Annotated in this window: 19 protein-coding genes and 1 pseudogene; 1 reads left to right on the forward strand and 19 read right to left on the reverse strand. The window is 38.3% G+C overall.

Annotated elements, in window-relative coordinates:
* Positions 1-279: 279 nt before the first annotated feature.
* The 14 genes from murA to nuoA form a co-directional block, all read right to left on the reverse strand.
* Positions 280-1,584: a UDP-N-acetylglucosamine 1-carboxyvinyltransferase gene (gene murA / locus CQ058_RS15250; protein ID WP_105589841.1), complete on the reverse strand. Its 1,305-nt coding sequence runs from the start codon at positions 1,582-1,584 to the stop codon at positions 280-282.
* 39 nt (positions 1,585-1,623) lie between these two features.
* Complete coding sequence (locus tag CQ058_RS15255; RefSeq protein WP_002130043.1) at positions 1,624-2,328, reverse strand: YwmB family TATA-box binding protein; 705 nt, start codon at positions 2,326-2,328, stop codon at positions 1,624-1,626.
* A gap of 51 nt (positions 2,329-2,379) precedes the next feature.
* Positions 2,380-2,616: a DUF1146 family protein gene (locus CQ058_RS15260; protein WP_002016201.1), complete on the reverse strand. Its 237-nt coding sequence runs from the start codon at positions 2,614-2,616 to the stop codon at positions 2,380-2,382.
* Between the two features lie 208 nt (positions 2,617-2,824).
* Positions 2,825-4,339 (reverse strand): NADH-quinone oxidoreductase subunit NuoN, encoded by a 1,515-nt coding sequence (gene nuoN / locus CQ058_RS15265; protein ID WP_002192256.1) that lies wholly within the window; start codon positions 4,337-4,339, stop codon positions 2,825-2,827.
* 7 nt (positions 4,340-4,346) lie between these two features.
* The gene (locus CQ058_RS15270) at positions 4,347-5,849 is read right to left on the reverse strand and encodes an NADH-quinone oxidoreductase subunit M (RefSeq protein WP_002191284.1); all 1,503 of its coding nucleotides are present in this window, start codon (positions 5,847-5,849) and stop codon (positions 4,347-4,349) included.
* Positions 5,846-7,708: an NADH-quinone oxidoreductase subunit L gene (nuoL, locus tag CQ058_RS15275; protein WP_105589842.1), complete on the reverse strand. Its 1,863-nt coding sequence runs from the start codon at positions 7,706-7,708 to the stop codon at positions 5,846-5,848. The genes CQ058_RS15270 and nuoL overlap by 4 nt, the downstream gene beginning before the upstream one ends.
* Before the next feature lie 29 nt (positions 7,709-7,737).
* On the reverse strand, positions 7,738-8,052 hold the full coding sequence (gene nuoK, locus CQ058_RS15280) for an NADH-quinone oxidoreductase subunit NuoK (RefSeq protein ID WP_105589843.1): 315 nt from the start codon (positions 8,050-8,052) through the stop codon (positions 7,738-7,740).
* Positions 8,045-8,569: an NADH-quinone oxidoreductase subunit J gene (locus CQ058_RS15285; protein ID WP_001012819.1), complete on the reverse strand. Its 525-nt coding sequence runs from the start codon at positions 8,567-8,569 to the stop codon at positions 8,045-8,047. Before CQ058_RS15285 ends, nuoK begins: the two co-directional genes overlap by 8 nt.
* Positions 8,566-8,985 carry an NADH-quinone oxidoreductase subunit NuoI gene (gene nuoI / locus CQ058_RS15290; RefSeq protein WP_002016193.1) on the reverse strand — a complete coding sequence of 140 codons (420 nt, stop codon included), beginning with the start codon at positions 8,983-8,985 and terminating at the stop codon, positions 8,566-8,568. The genes CQ058_RS15285 and nuoI overlap by 4 nt, the downstream gene beginning before the upstream one ends.
* Before the next feature lie 25 nt (positions 8,986-9,010).
* Positions 9,011-10,012 carry an NADH-quinone oxidoreductase subunit NuoH gene (nuoH, locus tag CQ058_RS15295; RefSeq protein WP_002068471.1) on the reverse strand — a complete coding sequence of 334 codons (1,002 nt, stop codon included), beginning with the start codon at positions 10,010-10,012 and terminating at the stop codon, positions 9,011-9,013.
* Complete coding sequence (nuoD, locus tag CQ058_RS15300) at positions 10,012-11,112, reverse strand: NADH-quinone oxidoreductase subunit NuoD (protein WP_002191286.1); 1,101 nt, start codon at positions 11,110-11,112, stop codon at positions 10,012-10,014. Before nuoD ends, nuoH begins: the two co-directional genes overlap by 1 nt.
* Before the next feature lie 3 nt (positions 11,113-11,115).
* A complete protein-coding gene (locus tag CQ058_RS15305; RefSeq protein ID WP_105589844.1) occupies positions 11,116-12,267 on the reverse strand; it encodes an NADH-quinone oxidoreductase subunit C in 1,152 nt (383 codons plus the stop codon).
* Positions 12,264-12,782 carry an NADH-quinone oxidoreductase subunit NuoB gene (gene nuoB / locus CQ058_RS15310; RefSeq protein ID WP_002089729.1) on the reverse strand — a complete coding sequence of 173 codons (519 nt, stop codon included), beginning with the start codon at positions 12,780-12,782 and terminating at the stop codon, positions 12,264-12,266. The genes CQ058_RS15305 and nuoB overlap by 4 nt, the downstream gene beginning before the upstream one ends.
* Entirely contained in the window at positions 12,773-13,141 is a 369-nt protein-coding gene (gene nuoA, locus CQ058_RS15315; protein ID WP_000179270.1) for an NADH-quinone oxidoreductase subunit NuoA, read from the reverse strand. Before nuoA ends, nuoB begins: the two co-directional genes overlap by 10 nt.
* Positions 13,142-13,447: 306 nt before the next feature.
* Between nuoA and CQ058_RS15320 the strand changes: the two genes are divergently transcribed.
* Positions 13,448-16,177 carry a putative bifunctional diguanylate cyclase/phosphodiesterase gene (locus CQ058_RS15320; RefSeq protein ID WP_105589845.1) on the forward strand — a complete coding sequence of 910 codons (2,730 nt, stop codon included), beginning with the start codon at positions 13,448-13,450 and terminating at the stop codon, positions 16,175-16,177.
* Positions 16,178-16,194: 17 nt separating this feature from the next.
* Here CQ058_RS15320 and CQ058_RS15325 read toward each other — a convergent pair whose 3' ends face one another.
* The 5 genes and pseudogenes from CQ058_RS15325 to atpC all read right to left on the reverse strand — a co-directional run bounded on the left by CQ058_RS15325 (position 16,195) and on the right by atpC (position 20,000).
* On the reverse strand, positions 16,195-16,848 hold the full coding sequence (locus CQ058_RS15325) for a DUF975 family protein (protein ID WP_002191289.1): 654 nt from the start codon (positions 16,846-16,848) through the stop codon (positions 16,195-16,197).
* 156 nt (positions 16,849-17,004) lie between these two features.
* Positions 17,005-18,162 (reverse strand): RNA-guided endonuclease InsQ/TnpB family protein, encoded by a 1,158-nt coding sequence (locus tag CQ058_RS15335; protein ID WP_002191290.1) that lies wholly within the window; start codon positions 18,160-18,162, stop codon positions 17,005-17,007.
* A pseudogene (locus tag CQ058_RS32305) lies at positions 18,159-18,395 on the reverse strand (IS607 family transposase); the annotation flags it as partial. The pseudogene CQ058_RS32305 and the gene CQ058_RS15335, both read right to left, overlap by 4 nt.
* 21 nt (positions 18,396-18,416) lie before the next feature.
* Positions 18,417-19,202: a DUF975 family protein gene (locus tag CQ058_RS15340; protein ID WP_002191291.1), complete on the reverse strand. Its 786-nt coding sequence runs from the start codon at positions 19,200-19,202 to the stop codon at positions 18,417-18,419.
* A 396-nt stretch (positions 19,203-19,598) separates the two neighbouring features.
* Positions 19,599-20,000, reverse strand: a complete 402-nt coding sequence (atpC, locus tag CQ058_RS15345; protein WP_002016279.1) for a F0F1 ATP synthase subunit epsilon — start codon at positions 19,998-20,000, stop codon at positions 19,599-19,601.
* Positions 20,001-20,003 lie beyond the last annotated feature (3 nt).

Genomic DNA, 20,003 nt, shown 5'->3' on the forward strand with positions numbered 1-20,003 from the left:
GGTATAAAGTGAAACTATAATCAGTGGGGGTTTTGTCCATCCCCCACTGATTATTAGTCTTCACCAATCGGGCGTTTACGGGCAGTTGATCTCCCGCCTAACTTCCTCCCATTCGCCGAACTTTGAGGTGTGGGGCTTACTGACCGCAAATAGTGGAATAAAACAAAAATTTTCTAAATATTTTTACTGAGACGTGCATAAGTATAGAATTTATTGACTATAACAGTAATAACCCAAAAAAAATAGCCCCTATGTCAAAAGACATAGAGACTACTTCAATTAAGCGTGAAGATCAGAAACTTCTTGTTCTTTCACTTCTTCTATTTTTTCGTTTACACGTTCAATAGTTGCACCTAATGCAGCTAATTTCTTATGGAAGTCTACATAACCGCGGTCAAGATGTTTTAACTCTGTTACACGAGTATAACCTTCTGATACTAAACCAGCTAAGATTAATGCTGCTGCAGCACGTAAATCAGTTGCGCCAACTTCAGCTCCTTGCAAGCTACTTGGACCGTTCATAATTACAGAACGACCTTCGATTTTAATATCAGCATTCATACGACGGAATTCTTCAACGTGCATAAAGCGGTTTTCGAATACCGTTTCTGTAATCATACTTGTTCCATCAGCATGTAGTAATAATGCCATCATTTGTGATTGCATGTCTGTTGGGAAACCTGGATGAGGCATAGTTTTAATATCAACCGCTTTTAACTTATCTGGGCCGATAACACGTACACCTTCATTTTCCTCAATAATTTTAACACCCATTTCTTCCATTTTTGCTGTAATTGAGCGTAAATGTTCAGGCACAGCATTTTCAATTAAGATGTCTCCACCTGTAATTGCCGCTGCAACCATGAATGTTCCTGCTTCAATACGGTCAGGAATAATAGGGTGGTTTGCACCATATAATTTTTCAACGCCTTCAATACGAATCGTTCCAGTTCCAGCTCCGCGTACTTTCGCTCCCATTGCATTTAAGAAGTTAGCTAAGTCAACGATTTCTGGCTCTTTCGCTGCGTTTTCAAGGACTGTTGTCCCTTTTGCTAATGTAGCTGCAGACATAATGTTTTCTGTCGCGCCTACGCTTGGGAAGTCTAAATAAATTTTAGCTCCTTTTAGTTCGCCCTCTACGTGTGCCTCAACAAATCCGTTACCAACTTTTACTTTCGCTCCCATTGCTTCGAAGCCTTTTAAATGTTGGTCAATTGGACGTGAACCAATTGCACATCCACCAGGAAGTGCAATACGAGCACGACCGTTACGTGCTAATAATGGTCCCATTACTTGAACAGATGCACGCATCTTACGTACATACTCAAATGGTGCTTCAATGTTTAATTCTTTAGAAGAATCGATTGTTACTTGGTTATTTTCAAATACGACTTCAGCATTTAAATGACGTAATACCTCGTTAATTGTGTATACATCAGATAATACTGGTACTTCAGATAGTACATTCTTTCCGTCACTCGCTAATAGGGCTGCAGCGATTATAGGTAATACAGCATTTTTTGCGCCCTCAACACGCACTGTGCCGCTTAACCGCTTTCCGCCACGGACGATGATCTTTTCCAAATTATTCCCCTCCGTGTCCTTTTTTCAGTATCTATTCACTCAATACTCAGAAGTTATGATCGGTGTGCCAACCACAATTGTATCTTTGTTGTTTGTAGAACGTATTGCTATTTGCACATTTATTTTCTCTCTATTTGTTGAAAGAGCGTCATTCCACTTTTTATTATATGCGGAGACTGATACAAATGCTCTTTCTTCTATCTGTTCGATCGCTCTTGCTGAAAGATCTTTCAAAACCTGATTGGTTTTATTTTGCAAAACACCTTCAATCTTATCATTCAGTACACCTTGAACACAAGTGTAAATTATAGGTTTTTCACTAAAAATTTTATCCATGTTCTGAACGTACTTCGGGTCCCATTTCGCCCCGCTCACTTCAAAAATAATAAAAGTGTTTTCTTTAGTATTTTCCTTACTCCAAGTTACTACTATTCGTTCTTCATGTGAAGAAGATTTTTTATAGGATGTAGCCTTATATCCATCTGGAGATTGTTCTAATTCCCAACCTTCGATGTTTGCCTCTTCCTTCACATCGTTTAACAATTTTTGAAACGTATGTATATTAGAAATTGTTTTCGTTTCTCGCGCTAACCATGACCACCGCTCTACTTTTGCATCGTTCTTCTCTAAAGCTGCAATCATGCTCTCCATTTTCTGTTCATCGCTTATAGGTTTCATCTCTTTATATCCAACCAAAAATAAAACAACACTTACGATAACGATAAGAATGGCTTTAAACTTCAATTTCATCCCCTCCTATCCCCATTGTTAACGGAGATATGAGGTTCTATACACTTACTTTACTAAATACGTTAAACTCTTTGAATAGCCTAAATAATCAAGGAAAAAGTTACTTACAGATGTCCCAATTGCAATTGTAATTAGGATAAGTAATACTCTCGTCTGCATCACTTTTCCAGACTTCATTAAGCGCTCAATGTGAATACCTTGTAAGGCCCACCACGTAATGGTAATAAACAATAAATGCGAAACAATGGCAATCAGTGCTTGTTGCCCTAAAAGATGTGCCAAAAAATCGACCCCTTTTTTTGCTTGGCTACTACTTACGCAAAATGTAAAAAACGATACCATAAATAAGTAGGAGCCACACTTTTTCAAACGCAAATAAGCATCTTACATCGTAATTTCCTCTCGGAAAACATATACCTATAGACGTTTTCATTTGTTGTTACTCCAAAATAAAAAGCGTAGAGTACGGACTCTACACCTTTTATTTCCACTATTGTACCACGTTCCCCAAGAAGAAGAAATCCTTCATTAATGGAAAATGTTCATAAAAGAAATTGTAACCAATCATCGGCATAATCCCTAGTATTACAATTGAAATTGCGCAAAGACTCATGACAATCTTTATATTTAACGGTAATCGGAGCTTTTCTTCTGTCTCTCCCTTGCGGAAAAACATTTGCTGTAATATTTGGAAATAATATATGAATGAAATAACCGTCGTCCCCATCATAATAGAAGCTAATACGTAATGAGCAGGTTCAACATGAAGTGCCCCTAAAAAAATGTTAATTTTCCCGATGAAACCTGCTGTCCCCGGTATTCCAGCTAACGATAAAATAAAGACCGTCATCACTATAGCTGTAAAGGGGGATCGCTTATATAACCCTGTAAAAATCGTCATGTTTTCCTTATCATTTTGTAAGATTAATCCGTGGATGATTGCAAATGCTCCTATATTCATAAGCATATATGCAAGCATATAAAACCACATACTATCCATCGTAAACTGTGATAGCGCTACAAGAGGGACTAGCAAATACCCAGCATGCGCGATACCTGAATAGGCAAATAGACGTTTTACGTTGTATTGCTTTAATGCTACTACGTTCCCAACAATCATCGTAATACTAGCTAGTACCGCAATGTATATACTCATACGCCCGTACAAAGATTGTGCGTCTCCTTGGATTGCCACACCTGCAAACACCATAAGAAACAAACGCGTAATGAGTAGAAAACCAGCAATTTTAGAAATCGTTCCGAGAAAAGCAGTGACAGGTGTAGCCGCTCCCTCATACACATCTGGTGCCCACATATGAAATGGCACTGTTGCAATTTTGAATGAGAGTCCAACGAGCAAAAGTAGAAATGCGAGAGCTAACAATAACTGAATGCCCCCAGCCAATCCTTGCGTAAATACCTTTTGCATTTCCACTATGTTGGTCGACCCTGTAATACCGTATAAATAACTCATTCCAAAGAGTGTAATTGCTGTTCCAATTCCTCCGTTAATGACATATTTCATTGCAGCCTCATTCGATGCACGGTTTCTTTTTCGGATTCCTACTAAAATATAGGAAGAGAGCGAAAGCAACTCTAAACCAACGAACAATGTTATGAAATCAACGCTAGAAGCCATGAACATCGCTCCAAGAAGCGCCATTAAAAACAAATAATAATATTCTCCTTTATCTTGAATAGGCTCCTTCTTGTCATCGCTTATTGCCATACATAAAACGAGAGCTGCTCCGCCTAATAACAACGTTTTAAATCCTTTTGAAAATCCATCTAGTACAAACGATCCATTTAAAATATCTCCTGCCGGTTCGCTATATAGCGTCATTAATGACACTATCGCTAACAAGGCAGCGGCAATTGCACCAATCGCAACGTACCTATGGTTCAGCTTAAAAAACAAATCACATATGGAAAGAAGGATGGCTGCCCCGAGAATAATGAATTCTGGTACCATGAGATGCCATGATAAGCTAAGTAACGTGTTCATATCCATCCTACTTCACCCCCAATGTTTTCAATGTAGTTTGAAGTGGATCCCCTAGTAGTTCTGGCATTACCCCAATTGCAATAATACAAACGATAAGCACTATAACAGGAACGTACTCCCATCCGTGTATATCAAATTTCGCTTCCCATTCTTTCTTACCAAATATCACTTGAAGTGTCGCTCTTAATACGTATACAGCGGTTAAAATAATTCCAATTACACCGACGGCGGCGATAACAGGTTTCCCTTGGAATAAACCGAGAAAGGCAAGGAATTCGCTAATAAATCCGGACATCCCTGGCATTCCAAGCGATGCCATACCGCCCGCTAGGAAGAAACCGCTAAGCACCGGAACACTTTTTGCAAGTCCACCAAGTGCTGTAATATCCGAAGTCCCGAAACGCTCTTCAATAATGCCAAGCAAGAAGAAGAGTAAGGCCGCAATTAAACCGTGAGACACAACTTGGAACAATGCCCCTTGTGTACCTGGTGCATTTAACGCCGCAAGCCCCATTAATACAATGCCCATATGCGAAATACTAGAGTAAGCAAGTACCTTTCTAAAGTCCGTTTGGATGAGTGCTAGAAAGGCCCCATACAATAAATTAATTACCCCTAAAATCGCAATTAGCGTTGCAAAATCACGAAAATATTCTGGGAATAATCCTTTCCCGAAGCGAACAATACCGTACGCGCCAATCTTCAGCAAAACCCCCGCGTGAAGCATAACTACAGCAGGATGCGCTTCTATGTGTACATTGACCATCCAGCGATGCAAAGGGAAAACAGGGAGTTTAATCGCAAAAGCAATCATTATGGCAAGAAACAAGCCGAACTGTACGCTACTTGAGACGGCCATTCCTCCCCCAGCACCTACACTCGTTAATATTTCTTTAAGCTCCGCAATATTTGTTGTACCTGTTTTCGCAAATAAAACCGAGAAAACGATAAGTAAAATAGCTGATCCAATACCGTTATATATTAAATAACTATATGCAGCCTTTTCACTCGACAATTTCCCCCACTTGCCAATTAATAAAAACATTGGTGGCAACGTAATCTCAAAGAACATGAAGAACAACATTAAATTTTGAGCAGCGAAGACACCGAGCATACCTATTTCTAACATGAGTAACAGCATGTAGAATGCTTTCAAATTTCTTTTAATAGAAAATGCCGCAATAGCTGCAAGCATCGCTAGAAGGGCTGTGAGCACCATCATTATAAGCGATAAACCATCAATGCCGAGCTCGTAATAAATTGAAAACCACCTTTTGTCCACTGCTGTGAAATCCCCAAATTTAATCCATTTCACTTTTTCATCAAATATCGATAAGCTCTTTCCTGAAGCGTATGTACAAGCAAGGACGATAGCAATTCCAAATGGAAGCGCCGTTCCGAATAAACCAAGCGCCTGCACTGTACGCGATTCTCGTTTCGGCGTTAATAAAAGCAAGAGAATTCCTAAAAGCGGGGAAAAAATGAAGAACGTTAATAGCAATCCATTCACCGTAAATCCCCTCCCGTATATAACAAAATAATTAGGAGCACTGCGAGCGAAACTGCTGTTACAGTTCCATACACTTGTACATTCCCGTTTTGAAGCCGCGATCCTAGTCCACTCATACCTTTAACGAGTCCAGCAATTAAAACTGCGATTCCTTCTACAACGTATACTTCAAATAAGCGAAGCACATGAGCGATTCCTTTCGTAATAGGAAGCACCGTCGCATTGTATAGTTCATCCACATAATATTTTTCTTTCAAAAGGTTATAAAAAGACGTCGCTTCTCCGCCGGCCCAATCTCTAGAGATAGATTTCTTGCCATATATGAAATATGCGAGGGCAATTCCCGCAAATGAAACGAGCGTCGCAACAACCATAATCCAAACAGGTCCATGCACTTCCTTCACCTGGAATCCTATATCTTTCGTAAGCCAATCCCCAAGAAACGTTCCGAACCACGGTGTATTTATATAACCTGCCACTACCGCAAGAACACCAAGGACAATCATCGGATACGTCATGGTGCGAGGTGATTCATGCACCTCTTCCTTCGTCTTCGTTTCCCCCGTAAAGACAAGAAAATATAGACGGAACATATAAAATGCTGTTAGAAATGCCGCAATTACTGCTAAAACGAATAGAAAGTAATTGCCATTCATCCAAGCCGCCGCTAAAATTTCATCTTTACTAAAAAATCCGGAAAGCAGAGGAACACCACTAATTGCAAGTGTGCCTATTAAAAATAGTGCACCGGTTAATTTCATCTTTTTCTGTAAACCGCCCATTTTATTAATGTTTTGCGTATGGACTGCATGAATTACACTTCCTGCTGCCAGGAACAATAATGCTTTAAAAAAGGCGTGTGTCGTTAAGTGAAAGATACCAGCTACATAACCAGCCGAGCCTAGCGCAAGCATCATATACCCGAGCTGACTAACTGTAGAGTAAGCAAGAACCCTCTTAATATCAGTTTGCACTAGACCGATAGAGGCCGCAAAGATTGCGGTGAAAGCCCCAACGATTGCCACAGTTTGCATCGCTACCGCACTTGCTGAAAATAGCGGGAACATCGTCGCTACTAAATATACGCCGGCTGCAACCATCGTTGCCGCATGAATAAGCGCCGAAACAGGCGTCGGTCCTTCCATTGCATCTGGCAACCATGTATGAAGCGGGAACTGACCCGATTTCCCCATCGCACCGATAAAAATTAATATCGCCGTTATTGTAATCATAGAAGGAGAGAGGTCACCCGTATGAATCGCTTTAAAAATCGCGTCATATTCAAAACTACCTGCGTGCCAAAAAATTAATATCATCCCAATAAATAGCCCAACATCCCCAATGCGTGTCATAATAAAAGCCTTTTTCGCAGCAGCCTTCGCTTCTTCTTTAAAGAAATAAAAACCGATAAGTAAAAACGAACCAAGGCCGACTAACTCCCAAAATATATAAAGCTGTAATAAATTCGTCGATATAACTAGCCCAAGCATCGCAAAGGTAAAGAGCCCTAAATATGCATAAAAGGTTGGTAATCTGGTGTCACCTTTCATATAACCTTTTGAGTACACATGTACAAGAAAACTCACAAGCGTAACGATAAACAACATTAAAGCCCCTAATGCGGTAACTTCAAAACCAAATGATATATCTATATCTCCTACCCTAAGCCATACCCACTTATGCTTCACTGCCTCGGATGAAAACCGTTCTATTAGTACCACTACCGCGGATATAAAGGAGAGAAAGGTAAAGAAAATACCTAGTACACTACTTCCCTCTCTAATTTTCTTCCCGAACACAATAAGTAACAAAAACGAAACAAGCGGGAAAAGCGGTATGAGCCATGCATAATCGATCATTGTTTCCTTCCCCCTTTTCGGTCACAATGCTATCCTTTGAGCGTATCCATCTCATCTACATGAACTGTCGGGCGATTACGGTACAAAGCAATCAAAATTGCAAGACCTACCGCTGCCTCCGATGCCGCTACAGACATCGTAAACAGCGAAAAAATTTGTCCTGTTAAATTCGGAAACAAGCCTAATTTACTAAACGCTACTAGATTTAAATTGGCGGCGTTTAACATCAATTCGATACAAACTAGTACAATTACTGTATTTCGCTTTGTTAAAGCTCCAAATAAGCCGATGCAAAACAAAATAATCGCAAGTGTTAAATACGCAGAAGCCGGAACGCTACTCATGGGAATCCTCCTCTCCCTCATCCTTCTTCGCAAGGATAATCGCTCCTACAAGTGCTACAAGTAAAATAACTGAGGTTAATTCGAATGGAATAATATATTTTGAATAGAGAAGTGTACCGATTTGAAGTGTGTTATTTTCATGGAGAGGTAAACTTCCTTGTGTGCTTTGATTTGAAAAATCGATACTATTAACAGCGAAATACATAACTGCTCCAAATGCTACAACCGCAAAGAAGATAATCCATTTTCGAAGAGTAAGGCGCGATTCATTTTCCGCGTTATGTTTCGTTAACATAATGCCAAAAATCATAATAATAGTGATTGCACCAGAGTAAAGTAAAATTTGTGCCACTCCGATAAATTCGGCTGATAAGAGAAAGTACAAACCCGCAATGCTAAGAAACGTAAGCACAAGGGCCAGCATCATATGCATTACTTTCGTTAAATTCAGCATAAGAACGCCGCCGATAATCGCAGACAAGGATAATATAAAGAAAGCTACAAACTCGCCGTTCATGCTTTATTCTCCTTCCTGATGTTCTCGTCGTTCTCGTCAAGCCACTGCAAATTTTTAAATAAATCATCACGTGAATACTCTGCAAGTTCAAAGTTATTTGTCATTACGATCGCCTCTGTCGGGCAAACTTCTGTACATAAATCGCAAAGAATACAAATTTCAAAATTAATATCATACGTGTCGATAATTTTCCCTTTTTTCGTAGGATCAGGATGTTTTTTTCCTGTTAATTGAATGCAATCTGTCGGACAAATATTGGAACACTGATTACAAACAATACATTTCTCTGGATAAAACTTTTGAATACCTCGAAATCGGTCTGGTAATGGCAACGGTTGATTTGGATAATCATACGTCACCTTTTTCTTACTCAAATTACTAAGCGTATATTTTAACCCTTTAAATAGTCCTTTCATCTCTTACTGGCACCCCCTTTATAGATTAGAAGAATAGCTCCTTAATCAATGCCGTTAAGAAAATATTTGCAAGTGCGATTGGTAATAATACTTTCCAGCCAAACTCCATTAACTGGTCACCTCTTATGCGCGGGAACGTAACGCGGAACCAAATCAATAGAAAGACCACACTGCTGAATTTCAAAGCAAACCATACGGCTCCTGGAATAAACCCAAGGAACATAACTGGATTCCAGCCTCCTAAAAAGAGTACTGTAATTAAAGATGACATCCCGAAGAAATACACATACTCTGAAAGCATGAAAAACGCCCAGCGAAAACCTGAGTATTCCGTATGGTATCCTGAAACAAGTTCTGACTCCGCTTCGGGTAAATCAAACGGTGTCCTATTTAACTCTGCAACTGCCGCGATTAAGAAAATGACGAAACCGATTGGCTGTGCGAAAATGTACCATACCTTTTCCTGCGCCGCTACAATTTCATTCAAGTTAAGACTACCAGCTAACAAAACGACGCCAATTACACTCATCACAAGTGGAATCTCATAAGAAATCATTTGCGCTGCCGCACGCATCCCTCCTAAAAGGGAATATTTATTATTTGATGCCCATCCCCCAGTTACGACGCCGATCGTCGTAATCCCAGAGACAGCAATGTAATACAGCAATCCTACGCCAATATCCGCAAACTGAAATTTATCAGTAAACGGGATAACCGCAAGCACCATAAATGCTGGTGCGAATGCAATAACAGGAGCTAATATAAACAACGGTTTATCTGCAGCTTTCGGAATACTATCTTCTTTTAATAATAATTTCAAAACATCAGCTACCGTTTGGAGTAAACCGAACCGGCCCCCAACTTGGTTTGGTCCAATCCGTCCTTGCATAAATCCCATCACTTTCCGTTCTGCCAAAATACCGTATGTAACGAAGCCAAGGACTGCAAATAATAGAAGCACCGCTAACCCGAAAAAAATGAAGAAATTCGTCCAGCTTGAAGGTGATTGTAAGAGCGTCTCAATCATTAGCCGTCAACCTCCCCAAGTACAATATCAACCCCACCTAAAATCGTAATTAAATTGGCGATGTTTTCACCTTTCAATAACTTCGGTAAGATTTGCAAATTATAAAAAGACGGTCTGCGAAATTTCAAGCGGTACGGCTCTTTCTTTCCATCACTAGCAATATAACAGCCAATCTCTCCCCGCGGTGACTCTATACGGACGAACGCTTCTCCCTTCGGTGCTTTAATAATTTTCGGCACTTTCGCCAGCACAGCGCCGTCTTTCGGGAACTGCTCGGCTGCTTGCTCAATAATTTTTAATGACTCCTCAATTTCCTTCATCCGGCAAACGTAGCGGTCCCAAGCATCTCCCGTGCTCCCAACAGGAATATCAAAGTCAAAACGATCATAAATAGAATACGGCTCATCTTTGCGAAGATCCCAGTGGACTCCCGTGCACCGTAAATTTGCGCCGCTTAAAGAATACGAGATCGCCTCTTCCGCGCTATATACGCCAACGCCTTTCACACGATTTAAGAAAATTTCATTTCCGCTAACAAGGTCGTGATACCCTTCCAACTGCTCTCTCATATACGGAACAAACTCTTTCACCTTTTCAATCCAGCCGTCTGGCGCATCCCACTTCACACCGCCGACTCTCATATAGTTGAAAGTAAGCCTTGCACCGCACAATTCACTTAATAAATTTATAATCATCTCTCGTTCACGGAAGGCATATAAAAATGGACTAACCGCTCCTATATCAAGCAGGTTCGTTCCCCACCAGACGAGATGGCTCGCAACCCTCCCAAGCTCCATCGCAAGCACCCGTAAATATTCAGCACGCTCTGGAATCTCAAGATCCATCATCGTCTCTACAGCGTGGCAAAGGACGTAATTATTCGTCATTGCTGATAAATAGTCCATTCGATCTGTATACGGGATAATTTGTGTATATTGCAAGCTCTCAGCAATCTTTTCTGTTCCGCGATGCAAATATCCGATAACCGGTGTAGCCTCTTTAATAATTTCCCCGTCAATCTTAATTACAAGCCGAAACACACCATGTGTACTCGGATGCTGCGGCCCTACATTTAAGAGCATCTCTTCCGTACGGATCACAAGCTACACCTCCACATCATACGGTTCATAATCCTTCCTAAGCGGATACCCCACCCAATCATCCGGCATTAAAATGCGAGATAAATTAGGATGACCTTCAAATACAATACCGAGCAAATCATACGTTTCACGCTCCGGCCAATCTGCCCCTTTCCAAAGCGGCGTCACCGATTTTACTTGCGGCGCTTCCCTATCGAGCTTTACCTTCACTGCTACTGACTGTTTCTTTCCATATGAAAATAAATGAACGTATACTTCCATATGTGTCACAAAATCTGTCGCATGTAGCTCTGACATATAATCAAAAGCAAGTCCTTCATGGAATCTTAGCAATTCCATCACTTCATAATATTTCGAAGGCTCCGCCACAAGCGTTGGAACATCTTTTGAAAGCTTATTAATATAGGAATCTACTAATGCATATTCTCCTAACCTCTCCTTAACAACCTCCACATAGCGATTTAAATATGGTTGGTTAACTGATGGTTCTTCCTGCTGCAGTTCGTCTTCTATCTTATTTACAGATCCCTTTGCCCTTGCCGCAGCAGCGGCTTTCGCTTTCGCGGCTGCAATTGCCTTTGCTTTCTCATCTCCAGAATCCCCCTCACCTTGTGAGGCTTTCTGCTTCGCTAACGCTGCTGCTTTGGCTTTTGCAGCTGCTACGGCCTTCGCTTTGGCTTTTTCTTCGTCCGTTACTTCTTCTGATCCTTCTCGCTTCTGCTTCGCTAATGCCGTTGCTTTTGCTTTTGCGGCTGCTGCGGCCTTTGCCTTCGCTTTGGCTTTTTCTTCGTCCGTTACTTCTTCTGATCCTTCTCGCTTTTGCTTCGCTAATACCGCTGCTTTTGCTTTTGCAGCTGCTGCGGCTTTCGCCTTTGCTTTAACTTTTTCCTCGTCCGTTACTTCTTCTGATCCTTCTCGCTTTTGCTTCGCTAATGCCGCCGCTTTTGCTTTTGCAGCTGCTGCGGCCTTTGCCTTCGCTTCTTCTACATTAATCCCTTTATCTTTTGGTAGCGCTTTCTCTTTTTCTCGATGTTCTCCTTCAAGTTTAGACATTTCCGCCCCATGTTTCGCAGCAAGACGTTTTCGCGCTTCCTCTTTCGCATGACGGGCTGCTTCTCTTTTCATACTTTCTAAGTCTTTATTTGGATCACTCATTTATTCGTCACCTGCTTCCCGGTCCTCGCCTCGTAACGAATTTTTTCTTTTAATTTATTAATTCCATAAATTAAAGCAGCAGGATTTGGAGGGCATCCAGGAATATACACATCAACTGGTACAATTTGATCTACACCTTTCACAACAGCATACGAATTCACATACGGACCACCGGCCGTTGCACAAGATCCCATCGCAATTACCCACTTCGGTTCAGGCATTTGATCATATAGGCGCCGAACAATAGGTGCCATTTTCTTCGTTACCGTTCCTGACACAATCATGACGTCCGATTGTCTTGGTGAAGTCCGAAAAAATGACCCAAATCGATCTAAATCGTAATGTGATGAGCCTACTCCCATCATTTCAATCGCACAGCATGCCAGTCCAAATGTCATCGGCCATAAAGAGTTGCTCCGCGCCCATCCCTTCAACTGTTCCAATGTAGAAAAAAAGATATTTCTTTCTAATTCCGCTCGCTCCTGTGGGTGTAATTCCTCAAAATTTATAACCATTGTAACACCTTCTTTTTCCAAGCATACGCTAATCCAACTAGCAACATCACAACAAAAATGAGCATTTCAATCAGTGCAAATAAACCAAGCTTGTCATATGCAACAGCCCATGGGTATAAAAATAAAGTTTCTACATCAAAGATGACGAACAATAAAGCGAAAATGTAATAACGAGCATGAAACCGAATATTTGCATCATGAAAAGGCTCAATTCCACTCTCATACGTCGTCGCTTTCGCTGCACTCGGTTTGTTTGGACGCAGCATTTTCCCTAATGTAAGAGCCACTACCGGCAGCAATATACCTAATAGCAAGAAAATCAAAACGATCATATAACTATTTTCATATACACTTGCCATTGTGAAACCCTCCCCCCTGAATTAAGAACAAGTTCACATAGTAAACAATATGTCTTACTTGCATTATTTATTATTTTTAAATTTTTCTAAATAATGCAACTATTTAATTCATTATAGCAAACTTCAAATTCCTATGTCGATATATTGGGAACAGAAACAACAATTAATACTTGCTGAGCAAATCTATTTTTACAACTCATTATAAATGTGTAAAATAAATATAGAAATTCTATATGTTTTCAAGCAATCATAAAAAACATAAACTACAAAAAGGTGGTTCTTATGTATATACAGTGGGTGATATAAATGAAAAAACAAACACATGTAAGTATTCTTATAAGCATTTCATTGTTGTATATAACTATTCATTACGTATCAATGCCCTTTTTATATGAATACGCACTTCCATTTCAAATTTTGACTGGAATAAGTACCATATTAATTGATATTACAATTTGCAGTTATATATTTTACTTTTCAAATGTAAAACAAGGATTAGCACGTTTATTTTGGATAATATTAACTATTGGAACCTTCTCTTATTTCATCGGTGATATAATAGTTGCTTATCAACGCTTAATTTTGCATGACTACTATACATTCGTTGATCCATCAGACTTTTTTTACTTATTATTTTTAGTTAGCTTTGCATTTGCCTTTCTATATGAAATTATTTATGGCCGAAACTTATTGGAACAGCTTTTTACGATATGTGATATTTGTATTATTGTTACGGCTCAATTTACTTTAAGCTACTATTTGCTTATTGAAAGAACCATTCATATTTTTACAACATCATATATCGACATGTTTGTTCAACTCACGTATCCAATGGCTGATTTACTCTTTCTTTTAATAGGAATCAACCTTTTATTCAGACCATTATTCTTACTACCAAAACAAGTTGGCGCTCTTCTTGGCAGTGCTTTAATTTTGTATGCTACTACGGATGCTATTTATGCTTATATAAAATATTTCCAGCCCGAGCACTCTATGTTCACAGTTGCTCCATTATATCAAGTAACCTTAGTATTAGTAGCAATCGCTTGTATACTTCACACAAAAGAGCCTGAAAAACAAGAACAAGTATTACTAACACCTCGATTGGGTGAATCAATCCGATTATCATTACCGTATATTTCTGTAGTGATGCTTATTGTTTTTATATTGGTCGAAAATGTTTTTGCACCTATCGTAATAATTGGGCTTATGGTAACCTTCGCCTTCGTTCTCATACGCCATATGTTAGTTCGAAGACAAAATAAAATATTATTGCTAGCACAAATGCAATTCAGCTTAGAACTCGAGAAACAAATCGAACTACGTACAGAAGATTTAGTAGAACAAAAAAATGAGTTATATCATAACCAACAAATGTTTAAATCTTTATACGAGCATCATCCAGATCCAATTTTCACATTAGATTTGTACGGTAATTTTCTCAATGTGAACAACGCTGGAACTACTTTACTCGGTTATCAAACGAATGAATTATTAAACCAACCATACTATTCACTTATGTATGAAGAAGATTTAGAAGAAATCATTACTGCCTTTCATCACGTGAGAAAAGGGAAATCTATTTCTTTAGAAATACGGGCATATCATAAAAATAGAGATATTTACTACTTGCATGTTACAGCCGTTCCCATCTTTTTAAAGGAACATATTTCTGGGGCCTATTTAATGATTAAAGATATTACAGAAAGCAAGCAGCAACAAGAGCAAATTAATTTCCTAGCATATCATGATACTTTAACGGAACTTGCAAATCGCCGTTCATTTCATCAACAGTTAGAAAAGGCAATTGCACGAGCAAAAATATCAAAAAGACCTTTTGCTGTTATGTTTCTCGATTTAGACCGTTTTAAAGTTATTAACGATACTCTCGGTCACCGGGTAGGAGATCTTCTTTTAATTGCTGTAGCAAAAAGACTAGAACGAATATCGACGTCAAATATGAAACTTGCTCGGTTAGCTGGGGATGAATTCACAATTCTTATAGAAGGTTATAAAGAAGATAGAGATGTACAAAAAATAGCTGATATGATTGTACTATCTATGAATGAGCCATTCGAAATTGAAAATCAACATTTACAAATCTCGCCAAGTATCGGGATTGCAATATACCCAGAAGCAGGCGAAGATCCGTTATCTATTTTACAACATGCTGATATGGCCATGTACGAAACCAAAAATAAAGGAAAGAATGGTAGCTCACTTTATACGAAAGAGTTATATAAAAAAATGGAGCGAAAAGCTCGAATTGAAAAAGATTTACCACTTGCTTTAGTAAATAAAGAATTCTTTCTCGTCTATCAACCACAAGTTGACATTTCAACGAATAAAATCATCGGTGCTGAAGCATTAATACGTTGGAAACACCCGCTCCTAGGTGACATTTCACCATGTGAGTTCATTCCAATTGTGGAAGAGACTCCGCAGGTCATCCCACTTGGACATTGGGTGCTACGAGAATCTTGTCTTCAACTAAAAATATGGCAAAGTTTTGGATACACAAACTTAAAAATGAGTGTCAATTTATCAGCGAAAGAATTTCAACAAAATCAATTAATCGAAAATATTTCACGAATACTAAAGGACGTTAAGATTGACCCGAAAGATGTAACACTTGAACTAACAGAACGAATTGCGATGATTGATGAAAAAGAAACATTATCGAGACTAAAGCAATTAAAAGAATATGGTATTCAAACGTCCATTGATGACTTCGGTACCGGCTACTCTTCTCTTGCTTATTTATCAATTTTCCCTATCGATACATTAAAAGTACCAAAAGAATTTACACAACTAGCCGATCATCGGCCTGAAGAAAGAGCCATCGTTTCCACTATCTTTTCCCTTGCAAACACTTTAAATCTCTCTGTCGTTGCTGAAGGAATTGAAACAGAAAAACAGCTTAAGTTTCTGCAAAAAAACAACTGTAAATACATGCAAGGTTACTATTTCAGTAAACCTCTAACAAGTAAACAGTTTATAAAATTCCTACAAAAAACACCCAGTATGAACCAATAGTTCACACTGGGTGTTTTTTAAAGTGTCGGAATTCTTTTTTCGTAATATTCTTCTGCAATCTCTTCGTAAAAAGCTGCTTTTGTTGTATAAAAATATGGAGTTAACCATAAGAATCCAATTCCTAATGTAATCACGCTTAATATAAACCAACCAATAAAACTTAAACATAAAATGAAATACTCCATTTTATGTCCAGCCATCATATGACGGCTTTCTGTAATAGCTTGGTTCAATGAGTACTCAGGATGATCATTTAAAACATAATACGTCATCGCATAAGAAAATGATTTAATAATGCCTGGAATAATAAAAAGCAAGAACCATAAAAAAATATAAACATTTACTAGTATATATACTAAAAATGACTTTAGAAACTTTGTACCTTCTGTAAACCAGCTGAATAGATGCCCAATACGAACTTCTTTTTCCCGAATTATATGTAGCGCTAAACAATAGCCACCTAGCGTTAATGGACCCACTATAAAAATTGTAATAATCTCTATCGAAAGCGAACTATTCCATTCTCCCCAGTTCCATACTTGCGAAAAAATAAATTTAATACTAACACTAAAAGCTGACGTAAGAATCCAAATAAGTAATGTAGCCCCTACACCTAATCCCCATTTCCCTTCCAGTGAATCTAGCGCTTCTCCTTTTAAATCACTAATCATACTTAACCTGCTACTAAAAATATAGATAAATGTATATTCTTAGAGTATTCCTGCTTCTACGTGTCCTGTCTCGCCAATCACTCGCTACTACAGTTTGCTATAACACTCCACAGGCGTAAATTCCGATGTAGCCCACTGTACATACATACAATCTATTTACGTTAGTATTGTATATTCTTTCGCTTGTAAAAGGTTGATTGATGCGTTCAAATCTCTATCCATTACATTTCCACATTCACATGTATATACGCGGTCAGATAGCTTTAAATCCACTTTCTTTTGACCGCAACATGAACATAACTTTGACGATGAATAGAACCTGTCTACCTGACGTAGTTCAATTCCATATTCCTCACATTTAGTCAATAGCCATATTTTAAATGTATAAAAACATTGCCCAGCAACTGCTTTAGATAGATGTTTATTCTTCATCATGCCTTTTACATTCAAATCTTCTACTGTAATAAACGTCGGCTTGGTTTTCACCACATCATTTACAATAGACTTTACATACTCTAGTCGAATATTTGCTAATCGAGCATGTAGTTTTTGCAACCTAAGAATGTTTTTATCTATATTCGCTCTTTTGTTAGTAACAGATTGTTCACCTCGCTTTTTTGTATTTTCAAATTTACGCGATAAAGAGCGTTGTACACGTTTTAACCGTTTTTCTATCTTTTTTACTTTTATTGTTTTGTTGATGTTTTCATGAACGATACGATCGCTATGTATAGCGAAATCCTTCACCCCTAAATCAATACCTAGACCTGTTTGATTAAGTGTTGGCTTTGTTGCTCTTTCTTCCAATTCACAAAGCACAGATACAAAATATCTCCCTGCTCGGGTAAATATAGTTCCACTTTTTACAATCCCTTTTTTGGGGATATAACCATATTCTTTTACTCTCATCCAACCAATCGTTGGAATCTTTACTCTATGTCTTTCTATTGTCCAATCTGTTTTGTTGTTTTTAGGAAAATAGCACTTCACATCTTGATTCTTCTTTTTCTTGTAACGAGGAAATCCAGATAAGCCCTTAAAAAATCTCTTAAAAGCCTTATCTCCATTCATAATTGCCTGTTTTACCGCTTTACTAGATACCTCTTTAATCCATTGATCACATTCTTTTGTATAGACATTGTTTAACCATTTAGAAAAGTCATATCCACTTAGAAACTTTCCCTCAGATTCATACATCTCTTTGTTTTTAGAGAGATACAGATTGTAAACATACCTACACACTCCAATCATTTGATTGATCTTGGTTATTTGTTCATTTGTCGGTTTCATCTCTATCAAATAGGCTCTTCTCATACCTCTTTATCCTCCGACATTTGCTTTTTGTATTTTCTCAATCCATATATCCTACAACTACATACATGAATGATAGATAGCAAATCTTGAACAAGTTCTTCTTGTGAAGATAATTTTTCATTATGAACAACAAGGATTTCCACTCCCATTTTATTAAGAAACTGTTCAAACCAATCTTATTCAAAATGAACAAATCTATCTTTGTGTACGATGATAATAGTCGAAATGTTTCCTTCTATTAGTATAGCACGTCCCTACTGCAATTCATCTTTTGCAATATAGCGATAAAAATGTGCTGTCGTAGTACCTACATATGGACTAAGCCAAAGAAACCCTATTCCAAGAGTAAAAATCGCTAAAATAGCCCATCCTATGAAGCTAAGCCATAGAAGAAATAAGTCTAATTTATGTCCCTTCATAAGGTTTTTACTTTCCTTCATCGCCTGTGAAACGCTATAATCTGGATTTTCAATCATAACATAATACGTCATCGCATAAGAAAAATACATCACAATCATTACAACAATCGAAATAGCTAATAGTACAAAGAAAGCAATCGTTAATGATACATTCCCTTCCTCACCAAAAAACGCGAATACACCTAGTAACAACATCGGAATCCACGTACCTGTATATAACAAAATCGCAAGCATAGCCCACATTGTTTTCATCATTCTTTTAAAGCCACGAAATCCTTCAAATAAATAATCTACTCTAGCATCTTCTCGTTTACTAATTTGTAGCAACACATTCGTATAACCGTATGATGTAATACCATAAGATGCATTACTCAAAATGATCATTATGCAATAAAAAATTCCAAATGTAATACCTGCCCCGACTGATATTGCTTCCTCTTCAATTGAACCCGCTAAACCAACAACTAAGAAAAATATAATAATTCCTGGAATTAAAAGTATAAGCATTGCAGCCATTGAAACAACATAACTTAAAATAATATGTAAAATCGTTGATCCAACACCTAGTCCCCATTTTCCCTTTAAAGAGTACAATGCTTCTCGTTTCATTTCACCGATCATTTGTTCATCTCCTTTATGAAATATAAATTGTTATATATTCTCTACTTATACAAACAACAATATAATTATACCAATTTTGTTAGTCTATTCCATCTATTAAATTGAGTTTCAGTTTCGACATTTAAATAAAACACAGCTATGCATGGCTAGATGCTCTCTACTATCTAAAAAGAGGCGTTTTTTTCCCCATCTAAATTTATAGCTATATAACAAAGAGATAACCTGCAGTTCTTTTTATTTCTCGATTTTCACTTGGCATGGGACAGAAAAAGGCTCTGACCGCTTCTATGCATGGCTGGATGCTCTCTCCTACCTAAAAAAGAGGCGTTTTTTTTCCTCTTTTAATTTATATCCATAACAAAAAATCCGTAAGGGTCAGAGCCCTTACGGATTTTTTTACTTCATATCAGAAACGTTTAAACGGTTCACAGCACGCTGCAAGGCCATTTCTGCACGTCTAAAGTCAACATGTGCTTGTTTATCTTGCATACGTTGCTCAGCGCGACGTTTCGATTCATTTGCACGATGGATATCGATATGGTTTGCTTCTTCAGCAGATGATGATAATACAGTTACTTTATCTGGACGAACTTCGATAAAGCCACCGCTTACTGCTACATAATCAGTGTGCCCACCATTTTTCAGACGAACTGCACTAATTTTTAACGGTGCAACAGTTGGAATGTGACCTGGTAAGATCCCCATTTCCCCACTCTCTGCTTTTACGCTTACCATTTCTACTTCTTTTTCGTAAACCGGTCCATCAGGAGTTACAATACTGACTGGAAATGTCTTCATAAT

This window comes from Bacillus sp. MYb56 (assembly GCF_002976445.1).
Lineage (GTDB): Bacteria > Bacillota > Bacilli > Bacillales > Bacillaceae_G > Bacillus_A > Bacillus_A mycoides.

Coding starts and splice junctions, on each gene's coding strand:
- nuoN (WP_002192256.1), bottom strand. CDS start 4,339: ATGAACACGTTACTTAGCTTATCATGGCATCTCATGGTACCAGAATTC.
- nuoL (WP_105589842.1), bottom strand. CDS start 7,708: ATGATCGATTATGCATGGCTCATACCGCTTTTCCCGCTTGTTTCGTTT.
- nuoK (WP_105589843.1), bottom strand. CDS start 8,052: ATGAGTAGCGTTCCGGCTTCTGCGTATTTAACACTTGCGATTATTTTG.
- CQ058_RS15285 (WP_001012819.1), bottom strand. CDS start 8,569: ATGAACGGCGAGTTTGTAGCTTTCTTTATATTATCCTTGTCTGCGATT.
- nuoI (WP_002016193.1), bottom strand. CDS start 8,985: ATGAAAGGACTATTTAAAGGGTTAAAATATACGCTTAGTAATTTGAGT.
- nuoH (WP_002068471.1), bottom strand. CDS start 10,012: ATGATTGAGACGCTCTTACAATCACCTTCAAGCTGGACGAATTTCTTC.
- CQ058_RS15305 (WP_105589844.1), bottom strand. CDS start 12,267: ATGAGTGATCCAAATAAAGACTTAGAAAGTATGAAAAGAGAAGCAGCC.
- nuoB (WP_002089729.1), bottom strand. CDS start 12,782: ATGGTTATAAATTTTGAGGAATTACACCCACAGGAGCGAGCGGAATTA.
- nuoA (WP_000179270.1), bottom strand. CDS start 13,141: ATGGCAAGTGTATATGAAAATAGTTATATGATCGTTTTGATTTTCTTG.
- CQ058_RS15320 (WP_105589845.1), top strand. CDS start 13,448: ATGAAAAAACAAACACATGTAAGTATTCTTATAAGCATTTCATTGTTG.
- CQ058_RS15325 (WP_002191289.1), bottom strand. CDS start 16,848: ATGATTAGTGATTTAAAAGGAGAAGCGCTAGATTCACTGGAAGGGAAA.
- CQ058_RS15335 (WP_002191290.1), bottom strand. CDS start 18,162: ATGAGAAGAGCCTATTTGATAGAGATGAAACCGACAAATGAACAAATA.
- CQ058_RS15340 (WP_002191291.1), bottom strand. CDS start 19,202: ATGATCGGTGAAATGAAACGAGAAGCATTGTACTCTTTAAAGGGAAAA.
- atpC (WP_002016279.1), bottom strand. CDS start 20,000: ATGAAGACATTTCCAGTCAGTATTGTAACTCCTGATGGACCGGTTTAC.